22 protein-coding genes are annotated in these 26192 nt (G+C 43.1%); 15 read left to right on the top strand and 7 right to left on the bottom strand.

From position 1 onward, the window contains the following. Position 1 precedes the first annotated feature (1 nt). The 4 genes from Q0N89_RS01550 to Q0N89_RS01535 all read left to right on the top strand — a co-directional run bounded on the left by Q0N89_RS01550 (position 2) and on the right by Q0N89_RS01535 (position 5297). A complete protein-coding gene (locus Q0N89_RS01550; RefSeq protein WP_294033061.1) occupies positions 2-505 on the top strand; it encodes a CvpA family protein in 504 nt (167 codons plus the stop codon). Between the two features lie 114 nt (positions 506-619). After that, positions 620-2149, top strand: coding sequence for an amidophosphoribosyltransferase (purF, locus tag Q0N89_RS01545; RefSeq protein ID WP_294033060.1), 1530 nt, complete (start codon positions 620-622; stop codon positions 2147-2149). Positions 2150-2292: 143 nt separating this feature from the next. Continuing rightward, a complete protein-coding gene (gene gpmI / locus Q0N89_RS01540; protein WP_294033059.1) occupies positions 2293-3864 on the top strand; it encodes a 2,3-bisphosphoglycerate-independent phosphoglycerate mutase in 1572 nt (523 codons plus the stop codon). Positions 3865-3893: 29 nt separating this feature from the next. Continuing rightward, the gene (locus tag Q0N89_RS01535) at positions 3894-5297 is read left to right on the top strand and encodes a S41 family peptidase (RefSeq protein WP_294033058.1); all 1404 of its coding nucleotides are present in this window, start codon (positions 3894-3896) and stop codon (positions 5295-5297) included. 121 nt (positions 5298-5418) lie between these two features. Here Q0N89_RS01535 and Q0N89_RS01530 read toward each other — a convergent pair whose 3' ends face one another. Further along, a complete protein-coding gene (locus Q0N89_RS01530) occupies positions 5419-6057 on the bottom strand; it encodes a response regulator (RefSeq protein WP_294033057.1) in 639 nt (212 codons plus the stop codon). Positions 6058-6523: 466 nt separating this feature from the next. Between Q0N89_RS01530 and Q0N89_RS01525 the strand changes: the two genes are divergently transcribed. The 4 genes from Q0N89_RS01525 (at position 6524) to Q0N89_RS01510 (ending at position 10566) form a co-directional block, all read left to right on the top strand. Continuing rightward, positions 6524-7654 (top strand): D-alanyl-D-alanine carboxypeptidase family protein, encoded by a 1131-nt coding sequence (locus tag Q0N89_RS01525; RefSeq protein WP_294033056.1) that lies wholly within the window; start codon positions 6524-6526, stop codon positions 7652-7654. 114 nt (positions 7655-7768) lie between these two features. Continuing rightward, positions 7769-8434 carry a thiamine phosphate synthase gene (locus Q0N89_RS01520; protein WP_294033055.1) on the top strand — a complete coding sequence of 222 codons (666 nt, stop codon included), beginning with the start codon at positions 7769-7771 and terminating at the stop codon, positions 8432-8434. A gap of 12 nt (positions 8435-8446) precedes the next feature. After that, positions 8447-9130: a response regulator transcription factor gene (locus tag Q0N89_RS01515; RefSeq protein WP_294033054.1), complete on the top strand. Its 684-nt coding sequence runs from the start codon at positions 8447-8449 to the stop codon at positions 9128-9130. Between the two features lie 59 nt (positions 9131-9189). Continuing rightward, complete coding sequence (locus Q0N89_RS01510) at positions 9190-10566, top strand: ATP-binding protein (RefSeq protein WP_294033053.1); 1377 nt, start codon at positions 9190-9192, stop codon at positions 10564-10566. 51 nt (positions 10567-10617) lie between these two features. On the opposite strand, the gene Q0N89_RS01505 is transcribed toward Q0N89_RS01510, so the two are convergent. After that, entirely contained in the window at positions 10618-11607 is a 990-nt protein-coding gene (locus Q0N89_RS01505; RefSeq protein ID WP_294033052.1) for a peptidylprolyl isomerase, read from the bottom strand. Between the two features lie 172 nt (positions 11608-11779). Beyond that, complete coding sequence (locus tag Q0N89_RS01500) at positions 11780-14662, bottom strand: LPS assembly protein LptD (RefSeq protein ID WP_294033051.1); 2883 nt, start codon at positions 14660-14662, stop codon at positions 11780-11782. A gap of 256 nt (positions 14663-14918) precedes the next feature. Between Q0N89_RS01500 and Q0N89_RS01495 the strand changes: the two genes are divergently transcribed. The 4 genes from Q0N89_RS01495 to Q0N89_RS01480 all read left to right on the top strand — a co-directional run bounded on the left by Q0N89_RS01495 (position 14919) and on the right by Q0N89_RS01480 (position 19183). Continuing rightward, positions 14919-15968 (top strand): phosphotransferase, encoded by a 1050-nt coding sequence (locus Q0N89_RS01495; RefSeq protein ID WP_294033050.1) that lies wholly within the window; start codon positions 14919-14921, stop codon positions 15966-15968. Further along, on the top strand, positions 15965-16669 hold the full coding sequence (gene murU, locus Q0N89_RS01490; RefSeq protein WP_294033049.1) for an N-acetylmuramate alpha-1-phosphate uridylyltransferase MurU: 705 nt from the start codon (positions 15965-15967) through the stop codon (positions 16667-16669). The genes Q0N89_RS01495 and murU overlap by 4 nt, the downstream gene beginning before the upstream one ends. A gap of 998 nt (positions 16670-17667) precedes the next feature. Beyond that, positions 17668-18795, top strand: a complete 1128-nt coding sequence (locus tag Q0N89_RS01485) for a Fic family protein (protein WP_294033048.1) — start codon at positions 17668-17670, stop codon at positions 18793-18795. 109 nt (positions 18796-18904) lie between these two features. After that, positions 18905-19183, top strand: coding sequence for an XRE family transcriptional regulator (locus tag Q0N89_RS01480; RefSeq protein ID WP_294033047.1), 279 nt, complete (start codon positions 18905-18907; stop codon positions 19181-19183). Between the two features lie 575 nt (positions 19184-19758). On the opposite strand, the gene Q0N89_RS01475 is transcribed toward Q0N89_RS01480, so the two are convergent. The 4 genes from Q0N89_RS01475 to Q0N89_RS01460 all read right to left on the bottom strand — a co-directional run bounded on the left by Q0N89_RS01475 (position 19759) and on the right by Q0N89_RS01460 (position 23076). Next, a complete protein-coding gene (locus Q0N89_RS01475; protein ID WP_294033046.1) occupies positions 19759-20970 on the bottom strand; it encodes an ATP-binding protein in 1212 nt (403 codons plus the stop codon). A 309-nt stretch (positions 20971-21279) separates the two neighbouring features. Then, entirely contained in the window at positions 21280-21801 is a 522-nt protein-coding gene (locus Q0N89_RS01470; protein WP_294033045.1) for a hypothetical protein, read from the bottom strand. A gap of 32 nt (positions 21802-21833) precedes the next feature. Further along, positions 21834-22046, bottom strand: a complete 213-nt coding sequence (locus tag Q0N89_RS01465; protein WP_294033044.1) for a hypothetical protein — start codon at positions 22044-22046, stop codon at positions 21834-21836. A 37-nt stretch (positions 22047-22083) separates the two neighbouring features. Then, positions 22084-23076, bottom strand: a complete 993-nt coding sequence (locus Q0N89_RS01460; RefSeq protein ID WP_294033043.1) for a LysR family transcriptional regulator — start codon at positions 23074-23076, stop codon at positions 22084-22086. A 200-nt stretch (positions 23077-23276) separates the two neighbouring features. Here Q0N89_RS01460 and Q0N89_RS01455 point away from each other — a divergent pair, with 200 nt between their 5' ends. The 3 genes from Q0N89_RS01455 (at position 23277) to catC (ending at position 26178) form a co-directional block, all read left to right on the top strand. Further along, positions 23277-24590 (top strand): aromatic acid/H+ symport family MFS transporter, encoded by a 1314-nt coding sequence (locus tag Q0N89_RS01455; protein ID WP_294033042.1) that lies wholly within the window; start codon positions 23277-23279, stop codon positions 24588-24590. Positions 24591-24756: 166 nt separating this feature from the next. Then, positions 24757-25866, top strand: a complete 1110-nt coding sequence (locus tag Q0N89_RS01450; protein ID WP_294033041.1) for a muconate/chloromuconate family cycloisomerase — start codon at positions 24757-24759, stop codon at positions 25864-25866. A 21-nt stretch (positions 25867-25887) separates the two neighbouring features. After that, entirely contained in the window at positions 25888-26178 is a 291-nt protein-coding gene (gene catC / locus Q0N89_RS01445; RefSeq protein ID WP_294033040.1) for a muconolactone Delta-isomerase, read from the top strand. Positions 26179-26192 lie beyond the last annotated feature (14 nt).

Below are 26192 nucleotides of genomic sequence, written 5' to 3'. Positions count from 1 at the left end.
GATGGCGTGGCTTGATATCATCATCACTTTTGTGGTGTTTATGGGTTTGTGGCGTGGCTTTCGTGCAGGCATGATTAAGACTTTAGCGGCATTGGTATCATGGCTACTTGCACTGATTATCGCATCCAAGATGGCGGATGATTTTGCTTACTGGTTTGTTGGTATCACAGACAGTCAGGTACTACAGATTGCTATGGCATTCTTGGCGGTGATGCTTGCGGTGGTGGTCGGTGTGCAATTGATTGCTAGTACCCTGACCAAGACAGTATCAGCGCTCAAGCTTGGCTTTCTTGATCGCTTGGCAGGCGGTGTGCTTGGCGCAGGCGTGGGCGTGCTCAAGGTACTGATTGTACTAAGTATCATTGCACCGTTATTGCTAAAAGTCCCAAGCGTCCAAAGCTCGGTACTTGTGCCTGCACTATTGCCATATGCACCAGTTGCCAAGACTTTATTGCAAGAGACGTTGGGTCAGACTTGGAATCAGCTAGAAAATCCCTATAAATAGTTCATCAAAATTGGTATGGCTGTTAGTATGATATAACTGCCTGTTTTGACGATAAATTGATTATTTTTATTAAATAATTTGCAATTCATTGCATTGACTAAAATTGGAGCTCTTATGTGTGGCGTAATCGGTATCATGGCGCATGAACCAGTCAACCAAATGTTATATGATGGTCTAACCATGCTACAACATCGTGGTCAGGATGCAGCAGGGATTGTCACTCTAAAGGACAATCGCCTATATCTGCGTAAAGACAACGGCATGGTGCGTGATGTGTTTATGAATAAGCATATGGTACGACTGGTGGGCAATTGCGGTATCGGTCATGTCCGCTACCCAACGGCAGGTACATCTAGCACCGCTGAAGCACAGCCTTTGTATGTCAACTCGCCATACGGTATTGCACTAGCGCATAATGGCAATTTGACCAATGCCGATAAATTGGCACGTGAGCTATACGAAGAAGATCGCCGCCATCTAAATACGCAGTCAGATTCTGAAGTATTGCTAAATATCTTTGCACATGAATTACAAAAATTCACCAAAACTGCACTAGAGCCACAAGACATCTTTGATGCGCTCAAAAAAGTCTATAAACGCTGTGATGGTGCTTATGGTGTAGTGGCGATTATCACCGGTCATGGCTTGGTGGCGTTTCGTGATCCAAACGGCATCCGCCCATTGATTTATGGTCGTCGCCTGACCGAAAAAGGCGTCGAATATATGGTGGCATCGGAGTCAGTAGCGCTACAGGCGCTTGGCTTTGAAGTGATTCGTGACATCGCACCGGGCGAAGCGTTGTATATTGATCTTAATCACAATTTGCACACACATCAGTGTGTCGAAGTGGCAGAAGGTCAATACACGCCATGTATTTTTGAATATGTGTATTTTGCTCGTCCTGATTCGATCATCGATAATATCTCGGTGCATAAGGCTCGTATGCGTATGGGCGAAAAACTAGCCGAGCAAATCTTGCGTGAGTGGGGCGAAGATCACGGCATTGATGTGGTTATCCCGATTCCTGATACATCTCGCAACTCAGCGCTTGAGCTTGCACATCATTTGAATGTTAAATATCGTGAAGGCTTTAATAAGAACCGCTACATCGGTCGTACCTTTATTATGCCGGGTCAGCAGCAGCGCAAAAAGAGCGTCCGCCAAAAGCTGAACGCTGTATCGCTTGAATTTAAAAATAAAAATGTCCTACTGGTCGATGACTCAATCGTGCGTGGTACGACTTGCCATGAAATCATCCAAATGGCTCGTGATGCAGGTGCTAAGAATGTCTTTTTTGCATCGGCTGCGCCACCTGTGATGTACCCAAATGTCTATGGCATCGATATGCCTGTGCGTAGCGAGCTGATTTCGGCAGGTCGCAGTGTCGAAGAAGTGCGTGAGATTATCGGCGCTGATCGCTTGATTTTCCAAGACTTAGATGATTTGATTGAAGCGGTCAATGACACCAAGCACAGCCGTGTGCATGGCTTTGATTGCTCGGTGTTTAATGGCAAATACATCGCAGGTAATATTGACGAAGCGTATTTGACCGAGCTACAAAATCGCCGTAATGATGCCGCCAAAGACAAAGGCATCAGCCTAGTTGATACCCCAGTGGATATGACAGGCGTGTCAGCTGTATAATTTTTCTAAAAGCACTTGTTCATCAAGTGCTTTTTTTATGACTTTTATGACGAAATTTTTGTCAAATGGCTTTTTGTGCTATACTAATGCAATCACTGTAAGCCATCATAATCAGATGGAAAAAATACACTCTGGAGCAATACATGACCACCCAAAGCAAAAAAATCCCCCATGTGCTGATGATTCTTGATGGTGTTGGACACCGTGAAGATCCACGAGACAATGCAGTCTTGGCTGCCAATACACCAAATCTTGATGCGCTAACTGCCACTTGCCCAAATGGCTTGATTTCAGGCTCTGGCATGGATGTCGGTTTGCCTGATGGTCAATTTGGCAACTCAGAAGTGGGGCATATGAACTTGGGCGCAGGTCGTATCTTGTTCCAAGATTCTACCCGTATTATGAATGAGATTGACACGGGTGAATTTTTTAAAAATCCTGCACTGACTCAAGCGGTCAAAGCGACGATTGAGAATGAAGGTGCGGTACATATCTTGGGACTGCTATCTGATGGTGGTGTCCATGCGCATATCGATCATATCAAGGCGATGGCGAAGCTTGCCCTTGCTGAAGGTGCGATGCAGGTGTTTGTCCATGCGTTCTTGGATGGCCGTGATACCCCACCAAAATCCGCCGAAGGCTATGTCATTGATCTTGAAAATTATTTAACTACTCTTAACCAAGAGTATGATGGTGAAGCTAAAATCGCTAGTGTCATCGGTCGTTTTTATGCGATGGATCGTGACAAGCGTTGGGATCGTGTCGAAGCCTGCTTTGAGCTATTGACCGAAGGCAAATCGGAGCGTACGGCACAGTCTGCCTTGCAAGCGATCGAAATGGCGTACGCAGCAGGCGAAACCGATGAGTTTGTCCAAGCGACCTTTATCGAAGAAGATGGCGTGGTCTGCGATAATGACGGCGTGATTTTTATGAATTTCCGCGCCGACCGTGCTCGTGAAATTAGCCTAGCTTTCGTTGATCCTGAATTTAGCGGTTTTGAGCGTCATATCGTGCCTGAGCTATCGGCATTTGTAATGTTGACCAAGTATTCAGATGAACTTGAAAATAATGCCAAGACAAGCATTGCTTATGAGCCGACAAGCCTTGCCAATACACTGGGTGAGTATTTAGAAAAACTTGGCAAAACTCAGCTACGCATCGCAGAGACTGAGAAATACGCCCATGTGACTTTCTTCTTTAGTGGTGGTCGTGAAGAGCTATTTACTGGTGAAGATCGCATCTTGGTCAATAGCCCTGATGTCAAGACTTATGATCTTAAGCCTGAAATGAGTGCCTTTGAAGTCACCGAGAAACTCAACGCCGCCATCGATTCGGGTAAATATGATGTGCTGATCATCAACTATGCCAATGGTGATATGGTGGGGCACTCAGGCGTCTTTGATGCGGCGGTCAAAGCGGTTGAAGCGGTGGATACCTGCATTGGCGAAGTCGTCAAGCATGTGCGTGCGATGGGCGGTCATTTACTCATTACTGCCGATCATGGCAACTGTGAGCAAATGCAAGACTATGACAGCGGGCAGGTGCATACACAGCATACGACTGAGCTTGTACCATTTATCTATGTGGGCGACAAGGCAGTGAGCGTGCGTGATGGCGGTAAGCTGTGTGATGTGTCACCGACCATCTTGCATTTGATGGGCATTGATAAGCCAAGCGAAATGACAGGCTCAAGCCTGCTTGTCGAAACTGCATAAATTGGCTTTGACCTTATAGGGCATTGATTATGAAACCGTCTTCACTGACAGCGCTTGGTGTGGCTATGATGATGGTATTGGCAGTACCGATGTCATCATCAGCGCAGGTGCTTGATTCTTTGGTTAAGGTTGGGCAATTATTGGGCTTGTCCAAGCCAAATCCCGCTTTGCCTGCGCCAATACAGGTAGCAACGACCGAATCAGCGGCGACCGATGTTGCGTCTTTGGATGAGCTTGCGGCTGATAACGGCACTGCGACCAATCTAGAAGTGCTTGATACTCAGCCAAATCAACTGCATAACATCGAAGGGTTGCATTCTGGGCGTGTGCCATTGGATGCGATTAGCCCAACGACACTCAAGACTTTTGTGCAGGCGGTGGATTTGATGCGCCGTGAATATGTTGAGCCTGTCAATGACGAAGTGCTGATGCAAAATGCCATCAGCGGCATGATTAGTCGCATTGATCGTAATGCGGAATTTTTGGATGCCAAAGCATTTGCCAATCTACAGTCATTCGCCAGTGGTAATGTAGCAAGCGTTGGCGTTGAAGCGATATGGCAGCCCAATGATGCGCATTGGGTGGTGACAAAAGTTGTGGCTGATTCACCTGCCAAAGAAGCAGGTATCGTCGTCGGTGACTACCTGCACCAAATCGGTGATGTCAAACTGAACCAAAGCCAAAGTGCAAATGATGTCGCACAGCTGTTAAGTGGTATCGCAGGGACGAATGTCGAGCTGACTTATTCTAAAGCAGGGCGCTCTAAGCGCACTGTGACCTTGATGCGTAACCAAATGCAAAAAAGCAACATTGAAGTTGTGCTATATAATGGCATCGCCGTAATCAAACTGCCAGTATTCCAAAACAACACTCGTCAAGACATCTTGGATCGCATCAGTCAAATTAACACGCCTGTCTATGGCGTGATATTGGATCTGCGTAATAATCCTGGGGGTGTACTTGATGCGGCGGTGGATGTGGCGTCTTTATTTATGAAAAAAAAGGTCGTCACCCAAGTTGAAAATCGTAATGGCATCGAACGAGTGCTTGAGACACAAGGATCGGCACTATTTGAGACACTACCAACCATCGTTCTGCAAAACCGTTATTCAGCATCAGCTGCAGAAGTGCTAGCCAGCGCACTCCAGAATTATGGTCGTGCCCTAGTGGTGGGCGAGACCAGTTATGGCAAAGGCTCAGTGCAGTCTGTTGTGCCGATTGATAATAATCAAGGCATTAAGCTGACCACAGCACACTATCTGACACCCAAAGGGGTGAAGATTGATAAAGTGGGTGTCGTGCCTGATGTTAGCTTTGAGAGTACGCCCGATGTCAGCAATGCTGATTGGTTGCAGCTGACGCTTGATCTGATGCAGCAAGGCAGATTGCCAGACGGTGAAGGTGTCAGACTGTCTATCACAGGTGGGCAATAGCGCATCGATAAGCCATCAGAATACTATTTTTAAATTAAAAAACAAGCTGATTTGAGTGATGATTATCTTGCTTAAATCGGCTTGTTTTATTATGTTTCGTATCAAGGATGGACTTGTACGGTCAGTTTGTTTGTACAAGACCATGTCTGATGGCTAGGTGTGTCAGCTTGACATCACTATCGATGCCTAATTTTTCAAAAATGCGATAGCGGTAAGTATTGACCGTCTTGGCGCTGACAAACAGCTGATCGGCGATTTGTTGCGTGCTTTGGCAATTGACCACCATCATCGCCACTTGTTTTTCACGCTCTGACAGTGCATCAAAGGGCGATTCGGCTTGCTCACCTAGCACAGTTTCGGCAAGCTGTTCGGCGACATCATGGCTAAAATAGCGTGAGCCTGCGTGCACTTTTTTGATCGCACGAATCATCTCGTCAAGTGGGGTGCCTTTGGTGATATAGCCATTGACGCCTGCTTTTAGTAACATGGATGGATAAGGCTGTGCTGATAGGCTGGATACCGCAAGAATCTTGATATTGGCATTATGCAGTTTGATACGACGAGTGGCTTCAACACCATCGATATTGGGCATATTGACATCCAGCAAAATCACATCGGGGTTTAATGCTTTAGCTTGCAGCACCGCACCGTCGCCATTGTCCGCTTCGCCGACAACTTCAATTTCGGGTGAGTCATCGAGCATACGAGTGATGCCCATTCGCACCAAATCGTGGTCATCCACCACCAATACTTTTATCATTCTTATTTGCCTATTTTCAATATTGACTAGTCATTTTAGCAAATTTCCCCAAAAGTTGCCATGAATTTGGCAAATATACCGATGGCGTGACTATCACAATTGGTGATTTGTTGCGTTATTCTTTCCTTTGTTTTATTAATTGCGAATTTTTTATAAAAAATGGGACTTAACATAGGTTTTTGGTGACATTTGCTCATTTTTTGTACACAGTTTGCAGTCACTGCTAGCAAAATATGCTACAATAAAGCTGTAAGGGTGGCGTGCCTGATGACCGAAAAAACCTTGTAAAGACACAATCAGTCACCATCTGAAGTATAAGTATAGTTTTTGATTGGCACAATGGCAATCATGATTTTAGGTGACATCATTATTAATCTTATTGTTAATATTGCTGTCTAACTTGGGCAGTTGCAAAGTGATGCGTTTGTATCGTTTGTTGCTTTTGTTCATTTTTGAAGGAAATACCATGAAAAACATCCATCTTGGCAAGCGTTCTAATAAGCATTATGCGATGCTATTGGCTCTTATGGCAAGCTCAAGTGCATCGGCATTTGTGGTGGATAATAGCCAGTCAAAAACCGTCACAGTACCAAGCGCACAATTCTCAAGCAATCAACAGGTTTATGTGCAGCCATCGGCAAACTATGCAATCTCTGAAGTTGCGTATTTTGAGCCAACTCCAAGCTATGCAAGCACGCCTGCACCAAGTCCACAGCTCAACCAAAGTCAGACCGTCAGCGTCGTAGCAGCAGGTAGCGTGCCTGTCGCATCGGCAGCACCAGTGATGAATACAAATTATAGTACGGCGAATTTTGGCAGTAGCACAGATCAGCTGATGCTGTCACCACGCTCAGCGGCGGTAGCAGTATTTGATTTGCAGTCAGATCAACTGTTGTATTCAAAAAATGCCGATGTACAGCGTTCGATCGCATCGATCAGTAAAGTGATGACGGCGATGGTTATTCTGGATGCACAGCTTGATATGCGTGAAGAAATTACCCTAATCCCATCAGATTTGGTGGGTGCTAAGCAGGCAAGTACTCGTCTGAAAGCAGGCGATCGTATGACTCGCTCTGAGTTCACTTTGATGATGCTGATGCGCTCAGAAAACCCAGCTGCCAAGGCGTTGGCCCGTACCTATCCAGGCGGCTATGATGTGTTTGTCGATGCGATGAATCGCAAGGCGCAGGAGCTTGGCATGTATCAGACAACATTTAGTGACACATCAGGTCTTGATCCACGCAACCGCTCATCAGCCAATGATTTGGTTAAGATGATGAAAGTTGTCAATAGTGACCCACGCTACCAAAGTATCCGCAACTTCTCAACTGCCCCGCAATACGATTTTTATATCGCCAACTATGATTCGGGCAACCGCACTTATAAGGGCAATAATACCAACCGTTTGGTGCGTGAAGGCAACTACCCAATCGGCGTCCAAAAAACTGGCTTTATCCGTGAAGCAGGCTACAGCGTCGTCATGGAGACCAATGTCAATAACCGCCCTGCAATCATCGTGCAATTGGGTGCAAGCAACAGCGAAAACCGCTGGTCTGATGCAGAAAGCATCTTAACCGAATTGGCATATCGCAAATAATCTGCTAGTATAATAAAAGTCTGGGCGATGGCTCAGGCTTTTTTCATATATCAAGATTATGCAAAGCTGATGCGGCTACAGAATTAACCATATCAACCAATGCCAGTGATAAAGATGACAACGCCCAACTTGAAAAAACAGCCACCAAAACTGTATCTACTCACCAACGATGATGATATCGCCACTTTGATCGATAAGCTTGAGCGAGTTTTGGCGACGGGGGTTGTGTCATTGCTACAGATTCGCCGAAAAGCGACACTCAAGCAGTATGATCTGGCGACAGTCTATAAAGAAGCAGAGTTGATCGTCAGTCTTGCTAATGATTATGATGTTGATATTATCATGAATGATGATTTGGAATTGGCATCGCATTTTGGGACGGGACTACATCTGGGTCAGCGTGATGGCAGTGTGCGTGTGGCTCGAGAGATTTTGGGTGATGATGTAGTGATCGGGCGCACTTGTCATGCTGACATTGCACTGTTTAAAGAAGCTCGCCGCGAAGGGGCGACTTATGGTGCGATGGGTACCGCATTTGCATCCATCACCAAGCCGAGAGCGAGTATTGTCCCAAGGCAGATTTTGGCAAAGGCGGCAGGGGTTGATTTTCCGCTTTGTGTGATTGGCGGCATTGCACTGGATAATATTTATCAGCTCAGAGATGAGCTTGAAGGTGCGCCTGTATCCTATATCGCTGTGACCGCGGACATCATGGGGCATTCGGTCGATACCATTGAACAAAAATGCCTTGCTTGGGGTCAAAAGCTAGCCGCTTGGTAGATGGAGTGATTGATGAGAGTGTTATTGGTTGAAGATGATGCATCACTTGGCGAGACCATCCGCAGTTGGCTTGGGCTTGATGGCTTGACAGTGGACTGGGTAGAATCAGGACAGTTGGCGATCGGTGCGCTCAAGAGCTATGACTATGCGTGTGTACTGCTGGATCGTGGATTGCCACAGATGAGCGGTGATGAAGTGCTGAGTTTTATTCGAAGCCATCAGATGTCGGTCGCTGTATTGATGATCACCGCCCAAGACAGTATCAAAGATCGAGTCGCAGGACTTGATTTGGGCGCAGATGATTATTTGGTCAAGCCTTTTGACTTAGAAGAGCTGTCAGCACGCATCCGAGCTGCCGTGCGCAAATATGGTGATAAGCCAAGCACGCCGATTTTAAGCCATCTTGTGCCATCTGGTCAAATCACGCTCAACCCTGCATCCAAGCTTGTCACGCATAATGAACAAGTCGTAACGCTGACGCTCAAAGAATACATTGTCCTGCATCGATTGCTAAGAAATCCAAACTATATCATCTCAAAAGAGCAGCTCGAAGATGAGCTGTATGGCTGGGGTGAAGAGATCGAAAGTAATGCCATCGAAGTGTATATCTCGCACCTTCGAAAAAAACTTGGTGCCACCAGTATCAAGACGATTCGTAAGCAGGGCTACATTATGGGGTCGCAGGATGATGCTTAACAGCTGTTGGGTGAATCTGTCATGAATGGCTTTTTGTATTTGGTACTTGGGTGGTCATCATGCAGCCAGAACAGGGGGTGATTATGAAAGTCATCTCATTAAAAGTACAGCTGATCAAAAGCACTGTAGTGATTAGCCTGCTATGTGCCCTGATCGGCTTTATTGTCATCTGTGCCACGGTGATTCATAGTAATGATGAAGTATTTGATGAGCTTCTTGACAGTAATGCGCACGCTTTACTCGGTGATAATAAGCAAGCTTATCCAGATATTGAGCATAGTTTACAATATCTAAATGATGAAATGGATATCGAATACCAAGTTTATGATAACCAAGGACGGCTATTATCCAAGACTATGCATGCGCCTGATGCGCCTTATACTGCACAATTTGAGCATGATTATTATGATAATGTCTGGCAAGATGGCGAGCTTTGGCGGGTGTATACCGCCTATGATCAAGGGCTGAACCGCTATGTACAGATCGCTCAGCCATGGAAACAGCGACTTGAATATGCTTGGCCGATTGTTGCCAATTATGCTGGACTGATGGTTGTTTTATTGATTGCACTTGCCATTGGCAACGCATGGTCAATCCGAAAAAATTTAGTACCGCTAAATAGACTTACCCAAGAAATCGACCAAAAAAACCTACAAAATCTCAGCTTAATCACACCGCCTGTGGTGATTCGTGAAACCAAGCCTTTGATTGTGGCGATCAATGAGTTGTTTACACGACTGATGCGAGCCAAAGATGCTCAAGAGCGATTTACAGCAGATGCATCACATGAGCTGCGCACCCCACTGTCGGCAGTGTCGATGAAGCTGCAACTACTTCAGCGAAAGTTTGCTGATCAGCCGATGTTAGTCGATGAAGTGGGTCGTGTGCGACAAGATGTCCTTCGAGCGACAGATCTGGTTGAGAGTCTTTTGACGCTAGCACGACTTGAAAATGATACGACGATCGGTACTTTCGAATCGGTAAGCGTGCAGGCATTGTTTGATGATGTGATGGTGCTTGTTGATGGTGACATTAGACATCAGTCTGCCAAGATAATGTGCGTGCATGAGCCTGACTCTGTGACAGAGATGACAGTGATGATGGATCGTCGGCTGATGTTGATCGCCTTGCGTAATTTGATTGATAATGCCTTAAAATATGGTGGCGAGCATCTACAAATCTATTTGATGGCAAAAAAGCAGGGCGATAATCTTGTGCTGACGGTGGCCGATGATGGTGTAGGGGTGGCTCAGCCAGATTTGGCACGCTTGGGCGAGCGGTTTTTTCGAGTGCTTGGCAGCAAAAAGACAGGCTCAGGATTGGGCTTATCAATCGTACAAAAGATCGCTGAGCATCATCATGGGCATGTGTCCATTACGACAGGTGAGTATAGCAAAGGGCTTGCCGTAGCCATATATCTGCCGTTGGCATCATGAATAAAAAAAGATTGGGTTATATCCCAATCTTTTAACTTTTATCTACACGGATTACTCAAAAATCTTAATATAGGCACTTGAGCGCAATTCTTGCAACCAATCTTCTTCAGCTTGTGGTGCTTGGCGAGCAAATAGGTACTCTTTGGCGGCGTTTTTTCGATATTGGTCGGTGACATCACGCTGACGAGTGTTGTCCACTTTTAGAATATGCCAACCAAACTGCGAGCGAAACGGTGTTGAATAGTCGCCAGCTTCTGTGGTCTTCATCACAGATTCAAACTCAGGTACCATTTGACCTTCAGAGACCCAGCCTAAGCTACCGTATTGCTGAGCTGAGCCAGTGTCATCTGAGTAGGTGGCTGCCAGTGTACGAAAATCAGCACCTTTTTGGATCTCTTCATAAAGCGCATTGATTTTTTGTTCGGCGATGGCAGCATTTTGGGTGTCATCGATACGAGCTAGAATATGGCTGGTTTGCCATTCTGGAATTAGCACTTTATCGCTACTTGCAATTTGCGCACCTTCGGGCGAGCGTAAAAAAGTGGCAATTTCTTGATCAGTGATATGAACACGGCCTTGCACTTGATTTTGCCACATGGCTTGAATGGCGGCTTCTTCGATGAGATTTTTGCGCATAGCAGCATAGCTACCAGCTTTTTCGCCATCAAGTTTGGTTTGTAGTTCACTTAGGCTGTTTAGCCCTTGTGATTGAGCGATTTTTAGCAGTTGCTGATTGATAACAGTTTCGTTTGTCACCATACCAGAGCGATTGATTAAGCCAAGTTGTAGTTTGCGAGTGATGAGCTCATTGAGTGCCAATTGATGAATTTGTTCGTCGCTGGCATCAGTACCTGCTTGTTTTAGCTGTGCTTTGATGTACTGTGCTGCGCTATTAAGCTCACTTTTTAGGATGATTTCGTCATTAACTAGTGCGACGATGCCGTCTGCGCTATTGCTGCTAATTGATGCATGAACGGTGCCGATAGATAGGCAGGTGGTCAATGCGATAATCAAAGCTTTATTGAGCAATTTGCTTTGCATGAAGATTCCTTTTAATTTGGATGTGCTAGCGCCAATCACTAGCAATTAATAAACTTTTGTAAGTGTAACACCACCAAACCAAATCGTCAAATGCTGCGCCTGCACTGAATAAAAATAACGAGCAATGGTTACAAAACTGCTAATATCAAGCAAGTTTTTGGTGGCGAATACATCAATAGGCTTTTTGCCAAGCATGTTGAACATCGTCAAATCCAAGCACTTTATCACGCATCAGCTGGTTGAGCTTACTACCATTTGTGATACCGTTTAGACGAACTTCTGCCATAATGGCATTATTTGGCTCAATTTGTGGATTGATGCTGTCACGATAACGACGAGCGTAGATTGATAGACCGTAGCAGCAATCTTCATAATTGACACCAACAAGCGAATCCATCAACAAATCATTTTTATAGTCGTATTGTACTTGTCCAAGCATACGCCAGCGATTATTGATTGGGAATACGGCAGATGCTGTATAGGCAGAGAGCGCTTGTTGATTGGTAGCCTTATTTTCCTTGCGTTCAACGACGCCAAAGTTAAATAACTGACCTTCATTTGGCTGATAGCGCACTTGTGCAATCAGTGTATTTAGATCGTAGTTGTTGGTCAGTGCGCCAGCGGTTTCTAGCCACAGATTATCACGAGGCTGCACACTTGCTTGCCAAGCCATGCCAGAGCTATGACCACTGTATCGTTCACTATTATCAATACCGACACGCATATCATCCAGTAAAATCTGCTCAGCGATACTACCATCAAAGCGCACTTTACCTGTGCGGTCGATATAGCGATAATTTACTGCAGGTGTGATGGCGTGAAGATCTTGAATGCGATCATAACCCAAGAACCAACTGTCAGAAAGTAATTGATCGTAGCTGATCTGTGAGAATCCCGTGTCAAAATTTGGCAGGTTCTGCTGATTTTTGTATGGAGTATAGGTGTAGTGTAGGCGTGGGGTCAAAGTCTGATAACCGCCCAGGCTATCGTCATATAGCCCAAATGGACTGCCGGTTTTTTGGAAAAACAGACCGCTGTCAATGCTGACAGTTGGTGCGAAGATGGAATAGGTGCCGTCCTTTTCGCTTAAGTTCTGCGCGGTTAAGCTGTCTTGGTCATAGCTTGTGTATAAATGGGTTAAGCTAAGCTTGGGTGTGACATAGCCCCAAGTGCGTAGCATCGGATAGCTGGCACTGATTTGATTGTACATGCGTGCGCCGCTTTTTTCGGCATCTGAGCTATCTTCGATGGATTTTTTAAAATAGGCGGAATTGTGAATGCCTGAAATTTCAAGCGATTCGCTAAAGTTGATCCAAGATTTTGGTAGACGATAATTCACCGAAAGCTGTGGTAAGCGTGCATAAGGGCGATCTTTATCCAAGATGCGTGTACCGCCGATGTCAGTGGCGTCAAGCTTTTGGAATGTTTCAATGCGCAAATCAGCATCGATGTTTTCATTGAAATAATTGACACCGATGCGGCGTGGTAGGTTCAATTTGGCTGTCTCAAGTCCCAACGAGTCAAAATCAGATAAATAGCGAGCATCAGACAGATATTGATACTGTGCATATGCACTAAGTTGCGGAAGGGTTTGTGAGCGCCAATTGTGATCATAGCGGATGCGGCTACGATCTTCATCGTGGTATTTTTGGTCGTTTGGTAAATATGAACCAGTCAAAACCCCTGAGCCGAAGTTTTTGGTCAGATAACGAAATTCACCGGTAACCATGGGGTTTCGATTGGTATAAATGGTCGGCGTGATGGTGGCATCATAGTTGGGCGCAAGATTCAGATAATAAGGCGTGCTGATCTCAAAGCTGTCTGATGAACCAAAGCCGACAGTCGGTAATAAAAAGCCAGAAGCTCGGCGATCATCAATAGGGAAATTGAAATAAGGCAGATATAGCACTGGCACATCTTTGATTCGCAAGGTGGTATTGCGTGCGATGGCTCGCCCTGTATCGCTGTTGATGTCAATTTTTTGGGAATCTAAATACCATTTTCGCTCTGTCGGCGGACAGGTGCTGAACATCACATCAGACATCTGGTATTCGTTTTGACTTAACTTTTGCATTTGCCCAGCATAGCCATGAGCATTAATACTGGTACTTGCAAATGCCACATCTTTGGCGGCAGCATTTTTGCCATCAGTTGAATACTCAAGACTGTCAGCCACACCGATGATGCCGACGCCGATTTTATCTGTTAGTCCGCCTTCAGTTGTTGGCATACCACCATCGCTGAACTGTACTTGACCGGTAGCGATCGCTTCACCTGTTAGGGTGTTTAGCATAATTTTATCGGCGATGACTTGCTGTCCGTTTTGTTCGACGATGACATTACCTGACAGTTCGGCATATTGTTCGGCATCATAATAGCCATAGTCAGACTGAGCATAGATGGTATCGGCAGGTAGTGGATTGCTATTCTCATCATAGCGAGTTTGGGTTGGGGCGCTATGTCGCTCTGGTTGAACCCAAGTGCCTTGACAGCGTGCTTGATCATTAGGTTTGGTGTGATAATGTTCTGCAAGCTTAGCTAGGCTTTGGCTTTTTGCACCATTGCCTTCAAAACCGAGCCGCTTAATGAATGCATCAGCCATTGATGGCTCATCATTTTGTATCTTGCGCGCTTGTTCGTTTTCGGTCTTTTCTGCTGTTACTGTCGCTTCAGCCGCTACATTATCAGTGCTATCAGAATTAGTGTTGATGACAGGCTGATCAAAATCTGTATGAGAAATAACTTTCTCATCGTTTGCCGCATCACGGCTTTCGGTTGCGACTGTTTGCTGACTTTGGCGCTCGATAGCATCAAAATCCACACCATCAAAGGCATTTTTGGTGTCTGTGATCGCTTGCGTGCCATGACCCGCATCTACCGATACGCTAGGGTCGCTGATGCGTTGATCAATCACAAGCTCAGCATTGGCAAGGGGTGCAACTGGCAAAAGCACAGCACCAAACAAGATGCTTTTGATGGCAAGATGCAGTGGATTGGCGCTTTGTTGCCTAGTTGATGGATGACAAGTATGAGTTTGAGATTGATAATCGTTCACAATTTTGCCCTAAGTGCACAAAAATAATTGGCTTATTTTACACTATTTTAAGGGGGAGTGCTAAGGATTTGCTAACAGTTGTTCAATAAAATTAAGCGAATCTTGCTAACTGTTAATCCAAGCTTAATTCACAACAATACAATACAAATTTACTGGTGAAATTTGTCAAAATCAGCTAAACTAAGCCGATTTAAACCATCGGATTTCATACCATTAATAATTGACACTTGATTTGATATCATAATAAGGATGCGCTATGAGTAGCACTCGCCATGATGAGATGATGAATTTTTTGAATGCCAATCTTGCCAAAGGCTTTGAAGTTGAAAGCCTGCCGGGAGATGCTAGTTTTCGCCGATACCATCGCATTCATCTGCCTGTCGTCGCCGAAGAAGGTAAGGTGCAGATGACTTATCTTTTGATGGATGCACCCCCTGAAAAAGAGAGCGTTGAGCAGTTTGTTCATGTTTGTGACATCTTAAGTGAGACGGTCAATGTGCCTGACATCATCGCACGAGATGTACCGAAGGGCTTTTTGTTGTTGCAAGATTTTGGCACGACAGAGTTTGCGCATTTGATCGCCGATGATGCCGAGCATAAAGATGGCTATTATACCAAGGCGCTTCAAACCTTAGTGCAGCTACAAAGCATCGATACGCAAGTTGATTTGCCGACATATAGCGATGTGAAGCTTGAGCAAGAGATGGATTTGTTTGACGAATGGTTCTTGCCTTATTTGGATGTAAAAATGAGTCCAAATGCGAAGACGCTTTGGCAAAAATTGAAGCAAACCTTAATTGATAATATCAATGCACAGCCACAAGTCATCGTGCATCGTGACTATCATAGTCGCAATCTGATGGCGGATAAAGGTAGCGATGCGCTTGGTGTGATTGATTTCCAAGACGCTGTCATCGGTGCATATACTTATGATTTGGTCAGTCTGGTGCGTGATGCTTATATTAATTATGATGAACAATGGGTTGAGAAGCGCATTCATGAATTTTATAAAATGATCGAGCCATCAGTGGATTTGGGTAGCTTTATTGCACAGACGAATATCATGGGTATTCAGCGCCACTTAAAAGTACTGGGTATCTTTATTCGACTATCTGAACGAGATGGTAAGCATCGTTATTTGGATAATATTCCAAAAGTCATGCAAGATTTGCTAACCGAGCTGACTTGGCTGAAGGATCATCACATCGATGGCGTGTATCAAGAGTTTTTGGTATGGCTTGAGACATTTGTGTTACCGTCTTATCAAAAGAAATTCCAAAAACAACTGCAGGCAGCACAATCATGATTACTCAAGCGATGATTTTGGCGGCAGGCAAGGGCACTCGCATGCGCCCTTTGACGCTGACAACGCCCAAGCCACTGATTCCTGTAGCAAATAAGCCGCTGATCGTGTGGCATATTGAACGCTTGGCGGCAGCTGGTATTCGTGATATTACGCTTAACGCAGGCTATCTGTCGGATGTGCTGATCGATGGGCTTGCCAAGCTTGACCTTGAAACACAACTGGGTATCCGCCTAAAAATCTCGGTGGAATCTGGCGAGCCTTTGGAGACGGCAGGCGGGATCAAGTATGCGCTGGATCAGCAGCTTTTGGATGATGCGCCATTTATTTTGGTCAATGGCGATGTTTGGACCGAATATGATTTTGGGCAACTGGTTCACCACAAGCTCAATGATCAGCTTGCGCATCTGGTGCTAGTCAAAAACCCTGAGCATAACCCAACAGGAGATTTTGTTCTTAATGACGGTCAAGCATCCATCAAAACTGAAGCGGAGCAGGCGCATACCTTTGCAGGTATCAGCGTAATGTCACCGCAGTTGGTCGCTGATGTGGGCGTCGGTGAAATTGCACCGCTAGCACCACGACTGAAGTCGGCGATGATGGCAGGGCGAGTGAGTGGCGAGCTGATGTCGGCGCACTGGGTGGATGTCGGTACACTGGAGCGACTTGCTGAAGTAGAGCGTTATGTGCTATCTAGCCAATAATATCTAAGCGATAAATTATTTATTTTTATTAACAAATAATTCTATGGTGAGCAATCAATCTAGCTGAGCTATCTTCAGTACCCAAAAGTATGGACTTGTTTCGGGTGCTGAAGATATTCAGCATAATGTGTTAACCATCTATCGGCGTCTGAACAAAATATCCTGCCCGCTCCATCTCGCCTGCGATGGTAAATAGGGTCTTTTCATCATTCAGCCGAGTGATGAGCTATATCGCAATCAGCAAGCCATCACGGCTCATGCTCGCGGGCCGCTCTATAGCTGCCATTAAGGCTTCTTTTGGACTGATTTGCCCATTATCTAAAATTAAGCTGGGTTGTTAATTTTTCCAATATTTTGATTTATTGAAAAAGAATCAATGGGCACATTTTAGGCACAATTTGGGCACACAAAAATTTGCATGTGCCCAACTTATCAAAAGTGGTCACACAACAGCACAAATAAACAACCGCCCAAACCCTTGATTTTAAACAACAAAAAAGCCCAAACCGTTCGATTTGGACTTTTTAAAATTTGGAGCGGGAAACGAGATTCGAACTCGCGACCCCAACCTTGGCAATCTTGGGCGACTATTTTTCGACGAATAACCTTATGTTACCTTAAATAATATCTTTATATATCAATATCTTATGGTTATTATCAGTGTGGATGCTGATTACACGCTTTGATGACTTTTTATTTTTTGGCACGAAAAACAATAGGGTAAATTTACCCCATCATTTTTCGTATTTTATCATAATTTTGAATTTTTTGCTCTTGTGTTTGCTGATGAAAGTTGCAGGTATTGATGGATTTGAATTATTTTAATTTTATATTTTCTATTTAATAATATTAATTTTTTTATTAAATTCTTATAATTTGTCAGTTTGGTTTGGGGTTTGGTATGCCAATTTTGCGGTGATTGATGGTGTTATTCACCGCATATTTTGCGGAGAATATGTGGTATAATTACCGCAGATGAGGCGAAATTGAGAATAGTGATGGTTGATACGTTTATTCATGAATATCCAAATTGGACAGATTGGCAGCTTGATGAGGGGCAGCTACTTCCCCTTGTTGCTCGCATTCGTTTGCTTCAGGGGCGCTTGTTGGGACAGATGAGCAGCCTTGGGTTTGATTTACCACTTGAAGTTTGTCTTGAGGCATTGACATTGGAGGTGATTAAGACATCGGAGATTGAGGGTGAATATCTTAACACTGAACAGGTACGCTCTTCGGTTGCTCGGCACTTAGGTATTGAAGCACTGTATCAGCATCAGCTTGTTACGCCAAGTTATGAAGTGGAAGCGATTGTTGAAATGATGCTTAAGGCAACTTCAAGATTTGATTTGCCATTAACCTTAGATGAAGTCTGTCGTTGGCATCATGCACTATTCCCACAAGGGCTAAGTGGCATGTATGACATTAATGTGGGTGCATTACGAGATGATGCCAATGGCCCGATGCAGGTGGTCTCAGGTGCTTATGGCAAAGCCAAAGTACACTTTGAAGCACCAAAGGCCGATAGATTGCCCGATGAGCTTGAGCGATTTTTTCAGTGGTATAACGATGATGATACGGGACTTGATTTGACAATTAAGGCAGGGCTTGCACACCTGTGGTTTGTCACGCTACACCCGTTTGATGATGGTAACGGTCGCCTAACTCGTGCACTCACTGAGCGGATGCTCGCCAAAAGCGATGGCAGTCCGCAGCGATTTTATAGTATGTCCGCACAAATTCTTGCCAATCGTCGTGAGTATTATCACATACTTGAACAGACTCAAAGGGGCTTGGCATCAGCCACCGAATGGCTAATTTGGTTTTTAACCAATCTAGAAGCAGCTTTGATACAAGCACTTGTTCAGTCACAAAAGGTTGTCGCCAAGTCACAATTTTGGCATATATATCGCCACACATCACTCAATCCACGGCAGGTAGTGATGATCAATAAGCTTTGGGGTGATTTTTATGGCAAGCTTACCACCAAAAAATGGGCGAGTATCACAAAAGTATCCACAGATACCGCTCTAAGAGATATTAATGATTTGGTTGAAAAAGGAATTTTGGTGAAGTCACTAGCTTCTGGACGCAGTCAAAGTTATGAGCTGAGCTGTCTTGTGGAGTAGCTACAAAAAAGATATTCATGCATGAATTTGATAAAATATTATCAAAAACTACCAAAAATCCCGTAAATTTGATAAAATAATATCAAAATTAAACCAAGTTGAGGTGGTTATGCTTCATCTGTATGACGATATTGATGCACGCTTAGCTTTGGCAGCGTATCTAAAACAAAAACGCAAAGATGCTAAGCTGTCACGCCGAGCACTGGCTGAAAAATCCTTGATTCCAGAGCCAACCATTCGTCGGTTTGAGGATACAGGTCATATTTCTTTAAAGAACTTTTTGTTATTGTGGATGATATTGGATGATATTGCTCGGTTTATGAAATTAACCAAACCTAAAGCAATCAAACCCAAAACCATCGCTGAGGTGCTCGCTTATGATAAGTAACTATCAGCCGACTCGGTATTTGAGTGTTTTGTACTGGTACAATCATTACAATGATTGCTAAGCATTTGGATGAGATATATCAACAAAACAAGGGTTTATGGGTTGGTTCGGTTTGCTGCAAAAGATACCAAAGCCGACACATTAATATCTATCGTTACCAGTAGAATCAAACCCGACAGTCATTGCTTATACGGGCAGCTACAAGAGCTACAATACTCTTGGAATGATTAATTTTAAGTGCTTGAATTTACAATCTAACCGCAACACCAAATAAAAAAAGAAGTGTTCATCAATTTAATGTATCATTAAGTTACCACACAAAACAAGACATTAAACAGATGAACACTTCTTATAAACATCTTAGCATAGATGAACGTGAAAAGATAATGGTTTTACTATCTTTGGGCAAATCCATTGGTATGTACCGGTACAAACATCGTATAGTTATGAACTTCTATTTCAACATCATGAATAGAACGGAAGTTTTTAATATGGATGTTCGTAATTTCATAAAATTGCTCCTAAAACATTATATATGCTTATTCTGCGCCACATCAGTAATGTATGGCTGATCATCATCCACCCAAAATCTCTCTCAAAAACGCTCTCAAACTCAAACATTGTATCCCTTCAAAAGTATTGCCGTCAAATTCGTCCATCGTCACCACATATTTGGGGTAGTTGTCTTGAATTTTCAGCAGGTTGCCAAATTCTCGCTCAAGCGTTTTTTCTTCATTAATGGTCAGCGCGGCCTGCACATAAATACGTTCGCCATTTTTCTCTGCCACGAAGTCAATCTCTTGGCTATTTAAACCGCCGATTTTGACATCATAACCTGCGATTTGAAGATGATTGAATATGCAGTTTTCAAGCAATTTGCCACGATCTTGTACCCGATAGCCAATCAGGGCGTTTCGTAAGCCTAAATCTTCAAAATAGTATTTTTCGCCAATCTCAAAAATGCGTTTACCTTCAATGTCATAGCGTGGCACTTTGTGGATTAAAAAAGCGTTGGCAAGATATTCCACATAATTTTGTACCTGCATGCTTGATGTGGTAATTTTCTGCGATTTTAAAAAATCAGAGATTTTTTTGGCGGAAAATAGATTGCCGATATTGCTTGCTAAAAATTGCGTAAGTTGCTCTAAAAATTGCACATTTCGTAACGCATAGCGGTTCACAATATCCCGAATAGCAATGGTGGAATAGATATTTCGTAGATATTCAAACACGATATTGTCTTGCAACGGCAAGTCTTTTAAATAAGGCAAACCGCCATATTTCAAAAACAGCGACATCGATTTATCACTATCGTCCAGTTTCATAAAATCAAGAAATTCAAAATAGGAAAGGGAATGAACATTAATTTCAATCGCCCGCCCACTTAAGCTACCCGCAATATCCCGAGAAAGCAAATGAGCATTGCTGCCCGTGCAATACAAATCCAATTCGTCATCTAATAAAAGCGAACGTAACGCTTGTTCAAAATCTGTAATTTCTTGAATTTCATCGATAAAGATGTAATTTTTTTGACCGCTCTTTTTTGCCGATAAGACAAATTCTGCCAATTCTTGTGCTGTTTGAATGGGCGAAAATGCTAAGTCTTCTTTGTTGATATAAATAATGTGGGCATTTTCATCCGCTGTTTGAATCTCTTGCATAATCTGAAACAGCAAATAGCTTTTGCCCACACGGCGCTGCCCTGTGAACACTTTAATCAAACGTTTTCCGATAAACGGGTGTACCGTTTCAAGGTATTTCTGGCGATAAACTAAATCTTTTTTCATGGTAAAATCCTAAAACTATAATTGATATTTTACCTTGATATAGAAAAAGTTTCAATTATACTTGAAACTTTTTCTATAAATAAAAAAGTTTCAAGTATAAACTAATTGCCTAAAAGTAAATTGATGATAAATTGCGCTAAAATACGATAATCTACGACAAATTACGATAAAATATGGCAAATTACGATAAAATATGGCAAATTACGATGAAGCCATCCAAACCTCTCGCTTTATTGGAACTGGAAATGTGGGGTATGGATTGGTAAAGTGGGGTTGATATTGCCTTTAAGCGTTTTGTTCAAAGGATGTTCACCTCCCCACATCCTGCAAATACCCAAAACAATAAAATGGCTCACGGTAATCATAATACAGTTTTCTTAAGTTTGCTGTATCTCGACAAAACATAGCAGTGCGGATATTTATTCGATAGACATCTAGGCAGGTGCGTAATGAGCCGATGAAGTCTTTGATTTCAGGTGATTGGGGATTAGATGGTTGATATAAACACTCAATATTATCCAGTATTAACAAGTATCGCTGACTACCTGAGATAATTTGCTCAAATACAACTCTGAGAGAATAACAGCTATCTGCTTGATTGGGGCAAACAGCTGCAATCATATGCGACATAAAATGCTGATAAATAGATGCTTGCACATCAGCAAAGTCATAATAAATCACATGAATATCAGCATCTTTAGCCAGTCTTTCAAAGACTTGTCTATATTCATCCAATCGATACAAATACGCATCATCACTGCTATAGAACACAGCAGTATCTAATATCCCTTCACAAAAGGCATCAAAGATACGCGTTGGTAGGTTTTTCATGGGTTTTGGCTTATGATAACTGCTATTAACCATCAATCATCCAAAGATGTATAGGCTGTCATCTGAGCATAAATAAATTCAGGCACCATGCAAAATTTAGGTTCTCCATCTTTTATAATAGCAATCACATCTTTTTCGACAACTTCCATCCAGTAATCAAAATCCTCTTCTAACTCTGATAACTCGATGTAGTGTTTGGGTGCATAGTCTTGAAGTGTCAGCTTTTGGGTGCTTGCTTGCTCCATATGAGTTTCCTTGTTTTATGCTGTGATGATTCTAAGGTTATTTGAAATTAAGAGATTTTGGCTTTGGTTTCCATTTTTTTGACTCATCATCATAACCCCAAGTCTCATTAAACAAAGGTGTTATGCTTAACCCTTCTTGGGATGTAAGTTTTTTGTAAATTAAATCAATTGTAGTCAACATAAGATGTATATATTCATTATTCTCCATGCTTCGAAATGAGATATGGATAGGACTCACTGCTCCTGGATCCAAAATGGGTATGTATTTTAAGTCTGTCATATGTATCGCACGGCTGTTTTGCGGCACAACGCAAACGCCCGAGCCTGACGCAGCAATACCGAGAGCCAAGCGAATGCCTGAAACTGATTCTGTATTATCAATAGTTAAGCCATGTTCATAAAAGATTGACTTAATATGGGTTGCGAATGTATATCCAGGTGTATCAGGGAATAGCAAGACCAACTCATCAACTATATCCGCCAAATATACTCCATTTTCATTCTGCGCAAGTGGATGTGACTTATGAACAGCCAATACCAATGGTTCATTTCTAAGAAGAATGCGTTTAACAATGGGATCGCTAAAACTCAATCGACCAAAACCAACATCAATATCGCCTTTTTTAAGAGCCTCCACTTGTTCAAAAGTGTTAATTTCAATAAATTCAATATGCAAATCAGGTGCGAGTTGACGAAATTGATAAATAATTTGCGGTAGAAGGCCTAGCAATAGCGATCCAGTAAAACCCACTCTGAGTTTGCGAGCCGAGATACCCGTGCGTCGCGTCATTGCAACCATTTGGTCAATATTATTCAGAATGCGCTTTGCGTATTGATAAAAAAATTTACCGGCATCAGTGGGTTCAATAGGTCTGCTATTCCTGTTAAGTAAAGGAGTTCCAATTTCATCTTCCAGGTTATTGATTTGTCTGCTAAGAGGGGGTTGGGCGATAAATAAACGCTCAGAGGCTTTGGTGAAGCTTTGTTCCTCAACCACTGCAACAAAATACCGTAGATGTCTTATGTCCATATAAACAGAACCTTTTATAAATATGTATGTTTAAAAATACCACAGCGTAGCAAGTTTTGCAATTTTAATCTTGAATGAGAATGACAATAAAGGCGAGATACTTAAAAGGTATAAATATATACAAATTAAGTCTTTGAATTAAATCTCTTTAAAGGTTATTTTATCACCATAGTATTTTTAAACAGGCAAGGAGCTGTTATATGCAGATGGAGAAAGTGGATATTCAATCCGTAATTGATCAAGCGAAATTTTCAGGGTTTCATTGGAAAGTTTTGCTTTGGTGCCTAGCAATTATTATCTTTGATGGCTATGACTTAGTAATTTATGGCGTTGCTCTACCGTTATTAATGGAGCAATGGCAATTAACCTCCGTGCAGGCTGGCTGGTTGGCTAGTTCCGCTTTATTTGGCATGATGTTTGGGGCAATTGCTTTTGGAACGCTCTCTGACAAACTTGGACGCAAATTAACAATCATGCTGTGTGTATTGCTATTTAGTGGCTTTACCTTTTTAGGTGCATTTGCAGACTCTCCGATTCAATTTGCGATTTTGAGATTTATTGCAGGTTTGGGAATTGGTGGGGTAATGCCTAATGTTGTATCTCTAACGACGGAATATGCTCCAAAGCGCATCAAAAGTACCTTGGTGGCTATCATGTTTAGTGGATATGCTATCGGCGGTATGGCATCGGCATTACTGGGGAAAGTTTTAGTGCCTCAATTTGGCTGGGAAATTATGTTTATGATTGCTGGTATTCCGATTTTGTTATTGCCGATTTTGTGGGTAATGCTTCCAGAGTCATTATTGTATTTAAAACAGAAGAACAAAGATGAAGAAGTTACTGTAATGCTTAAAAAGCTTGAACCCTCATTGGTGAGCAAGGAATTTGTAGTAGCGCCACTTGAAGAGACTGGAGGGGATGCTGCGCCATTAAAAGCATTATTCCAGAAAAATCGAGCCACTAGTACTATCATGTTTTGGATAGCATTCTTTATGTGCCTATTAATGGTATATGCTTTAGGCAATTGGCTACCAAAATTAATGATTCAGGCGGGTTATTCATTGGGCGCAAGTATGTTGTTCTTGTTTGCGCTAAATATTGGCGGAATGATCGGTGCTATTGGTGGAGGTATGTTGGCTGATAAATTCCATCTGAAACCGGTCTTAGTTGCGATGTTTGTTATGGGTGCTGGATCACTTGTTTTACTTGGATTTAATAGCCCGCCGATTGTATTGTATACGCTGATTGCTATCGCAGGCGCAGCAACAATCGGGTCTCAGATTTTATTATACACCTTTGTTGCGCAATACTATCCTTCTGCTGTCCGTTCAACAGGTATGGGTTGGGCATCAGGTATTGGCCGGGTTGGTGCCATTGTGGGACCTGTTTTGACAGGAGCTTTATTGGCGTATCAATTGCCACATCAAATGAACTTTATGGCAATCGCCATACCGGGCATCATTGCGGCCATTGCTGTTTTTATGGTAAATCTCTCTAGTGCTCAACAAAACTGAGAGTTGGATAGCAAAAAGCCGGATTTGGAAATAAATCCGGCTTTTCTAATTATTTGAGCAAATATACCTTTTAGGTATAAAAAAATACAAAAAGAGTCTTGGACAAGTAGTTTATAGTGATTTAAAGTATATATCAAGCAGTTTATCGCTCAAGGATTCATAAAATATGTATCAATCTGTAGAAACGTTTATCCTAGATATTCCAACCATTAGACCGCACAAGCTGTCTATGACAACCATGCAAGTACAAACGTTGGTGCTTGTCAAAATCACAGCTGCTGATGGCACAGTGGGTTGGGGTGAGGCGACAACCATTGGCGGACTTGGCTATGGTGAAGAAAGCCCAGAAAGCATCAAAACCAATATTGATACTTATTTTGCCCCTTTGGTGCTAGCCAGTAAGGCTAAAAACATCGCTCAACTGCGTAAACTTATCAATCAGTCTATCAATGGCAACCGCTTTGCCAAATGTGCTGTACAAACAGCCCTGCTAGACATTTGGGCAAAACAGCTAAACTTGCCTTTAAGCGAAGTGTTGGGAGGTCGCTTGCGTGACAGCGTACCTGTCTTGTGGGTCTTGGCATCAGGTGATACCGATAAGGACATTGCTGAAGCTAAGGCAATGATTGAGAAAAAGCGCCACAATATTTTTAAACTCAAAATAGGTGCCAAATCCGTCAAAGAAGATGTTGCCCATGTCATCGCTATCAAAAAAGCCCTAGGCGACAGCGCTAGCATTCGCGTGGATGTCAATCGCGCTTGGAGTGAGCTTGAGTGCATTGATGGCATCGCCAAGCTTCAAGATGGTGGCATTGATTTAATTGAGCAACCTTGTGCAATTCATCAACTTGATACTTTAAGTAGATTGACCAAACGATTTGATATTGCAATTATGGCTGATGAAGTGTTAACAGGCCCTGATAGTGCATACAAGCTTGCCAAGTGTCATGCTGCAGATGTGTTTGCTGTTAAAATTGAACAGTCTGGTGGGCTTTTAGAGGCTTGTGAAGTAGCTAATATTGCACGCTTGGCGGGGATTGATGTTTATGGTGGCACTATGTTAGAGGGGGTTGTTGGCACGATTGCATCTGCACATGTGTTTAGCACCTTTGAATCATTGCCTTATGCAACAGAGTTGTTTGCGCCATTACTTCTAACAAAAGAGATTTTGACAACGCCTTTGGTGTATAGCGATTTTGAGTTACAAGTACCCAAAGGTGCGGGGCTTGGGATTGAGATTGATGAGACCAAGGTAAAGGAATTGACAAGAAAATAGCTTTACAAATAGGAGAAAGTGATGCTTTATCATGTAAAAATGGATGTAAAAATCCCGCTGGATATGCCAAAAGAAACTGCAGATGTTATCAAGGCAACCGAAAAAGCCTACTCTCAAGAATTGCAACGCCAAGGTAAGTGGCGACATTTGTGGCGTATTTCAGGGCAGTATGCCAATATCAGTATTTTTGATGTGGAGAGCAACGAAGAGCTACACACCATTTTACAAGGTCTGCCCCTATATCCTTATATGAGTCTTGAAATTACACCGCTTAATCGTCACCCCTCTTCTATCAAAGAAGACGACAGCTAAAAACACTGTGGGCT

It is taken from the genome of uncultured Moraxella sp., from assembly GCF_945873075.1.
Classification (GTDB): domain Bacteria; phylum Pseudomonadota; class Gammaproteobacteria; order Pseudomonadales; family Moraxellaceae; genus Moraxella.
This window is presented reverse-complemented; position numbering and strand designations above follow the sequence as displayed.

Bases quoted from the DNA above. Each gene is read 5' to 3' on its own strand.
- Q0N89_RS01550 (WP_294033061.1), top strand. From the start codon at position 2: ATGGCGTGGCTTGATATCATCATCACTTTTGTGGTGTTTATGGGTTTG.
- purF (WP_294033060.1), top strand. From the start codon at position 620: ATGTGTGGCGTAATCGGTATCATGGCGCATGAACCAGTCAACCAAATG.
- gpmI (WP_294033059.1), top strand. From the start codon at position 2,293: ATGACCACCCAAAGCAAAAAAATCCCCCATGTGCTGATGATTCTTGAT.
- Q0N89_RS01535 (WP_294033058.1), top strand. From the start codon at position 3,894: ATGAAACCGTCTTCACTGACAGCGCTTGGTGTGGCTATGATGATGGTA.
- Q0N89_RS01530 (WP_294033057.1), bottom strand. From the start codon at position 6,057: ATGATAAAAGTATTGGTGGTGGATGACCACGATTTGGTGCGAATGGGC.
- Q0N89_RS01525 (WP_294033056.1), top strand. From the start codon at position 6,524: ATGAAAAACATCCATCTTGGCAAGCGTTCTAATAAGCATTATGCGATG.
- Q0N89_RS01520 (WP_294033055.1), top strand. From the start codon at position 7,769: ATGACAACGCCCAACTTGAAAAAACAGCCACCAAAACTGTATCTACTC.
- Q0N89_RS01515 (WP_294033054.1), top strand. From the start codon at position 8,447: ATGAGAGTGTTATTGGTTGAAGATGATGCATCACTTGGCGAGACCATC.
- Q0N89_RS01510 (WP_294033053.1), top strand. From the start codon at position 9,190: ATGCAGCCAGAACAGGGGGTGATTATGAAAGTCATCTCATTAAAAGTA.
- Q0N89_RS01505 (WP_294033052.1), bottom strand. From the start codon at position 11,607: ATGCAAAGCAAATTGCTCAATAAAGCTTTGATTATCGCATTGACCACC.
- Q0N89_RS01495 (WP_294033050.1), top strand. From the start codon at position 14,919: ATGAGTAGCACTCGCCATGATGAGATGATGAATTTTTTGAATGCCAAT.
- murU (WP_294033049.1), top strand. From the start codon at position 15,965: ATGATTACTCAAGCGATGATTTTGGCGGCAGGCAAGGGCACTCGCATG.
- Q0N89_RS01485 (WP_294033048.1), top strand. From the start codon at position 17,668: ATGGTTGATACGTTTATTCATGAATATCCAAATTGGACAGATTGGCAG.
- Q0N89_RS01480 (WP_294033047.1), top strand. From the start codon at position 18,905: ATGCTTCATCTGTATGACGATATTGATGCACGCTTAGCTTTGGCAGCG.
- Q0N89_RS01475 (WP_294033046.1), bottom strand. From the start codon at position 20,970: ATGAAAAAAGATTTAGTTTATCGCCAGAAATACCTTGAAACGGTACAC.
- Q0N89_RS01470 (WP_294033045.1), bottom strand. From the start codon at position 21,801: ATGAAAAACCTACCAACGCGTATCTTTGATGCCTTTTGTGAAGGGATA.
- Q0N89_RS01465 (WP_294033044.1), bottom strand. From the start codon at position 22,046: ATGGAGCAAGCAAGCACCCAAAAGCTGACACTTCAAGACTATGCACCC.
- Q0N89_RS01460 (WP_294033043.1), bottom strand. From the start codon at position 23,076: ATGGACATAAGACATCTACGGTATTTTGTTGCAGTGGTTGAGGAACAA.
- Q0N89_RS01455 (WP_294033042.1), top strand. From the start codon at position 23,277: ATGCAGATGGAGAAAGTGGATATTCAATCCGTAATTGATCAAGCGAAA.
- Q0N89_RS01450 (WP_294033041.1), top strand. From the start codon at position 24,757: ATGTATCAATCTGTAGAAACGTTTATCCTAGATATTCCAACCATTAGA.
- catC (WP_294033040.1), top strand. From the start codon at position 25,888: ATGCTTTATCATGTAAAAATGGATGTAAAAATCCCGCTGGATATGCCA.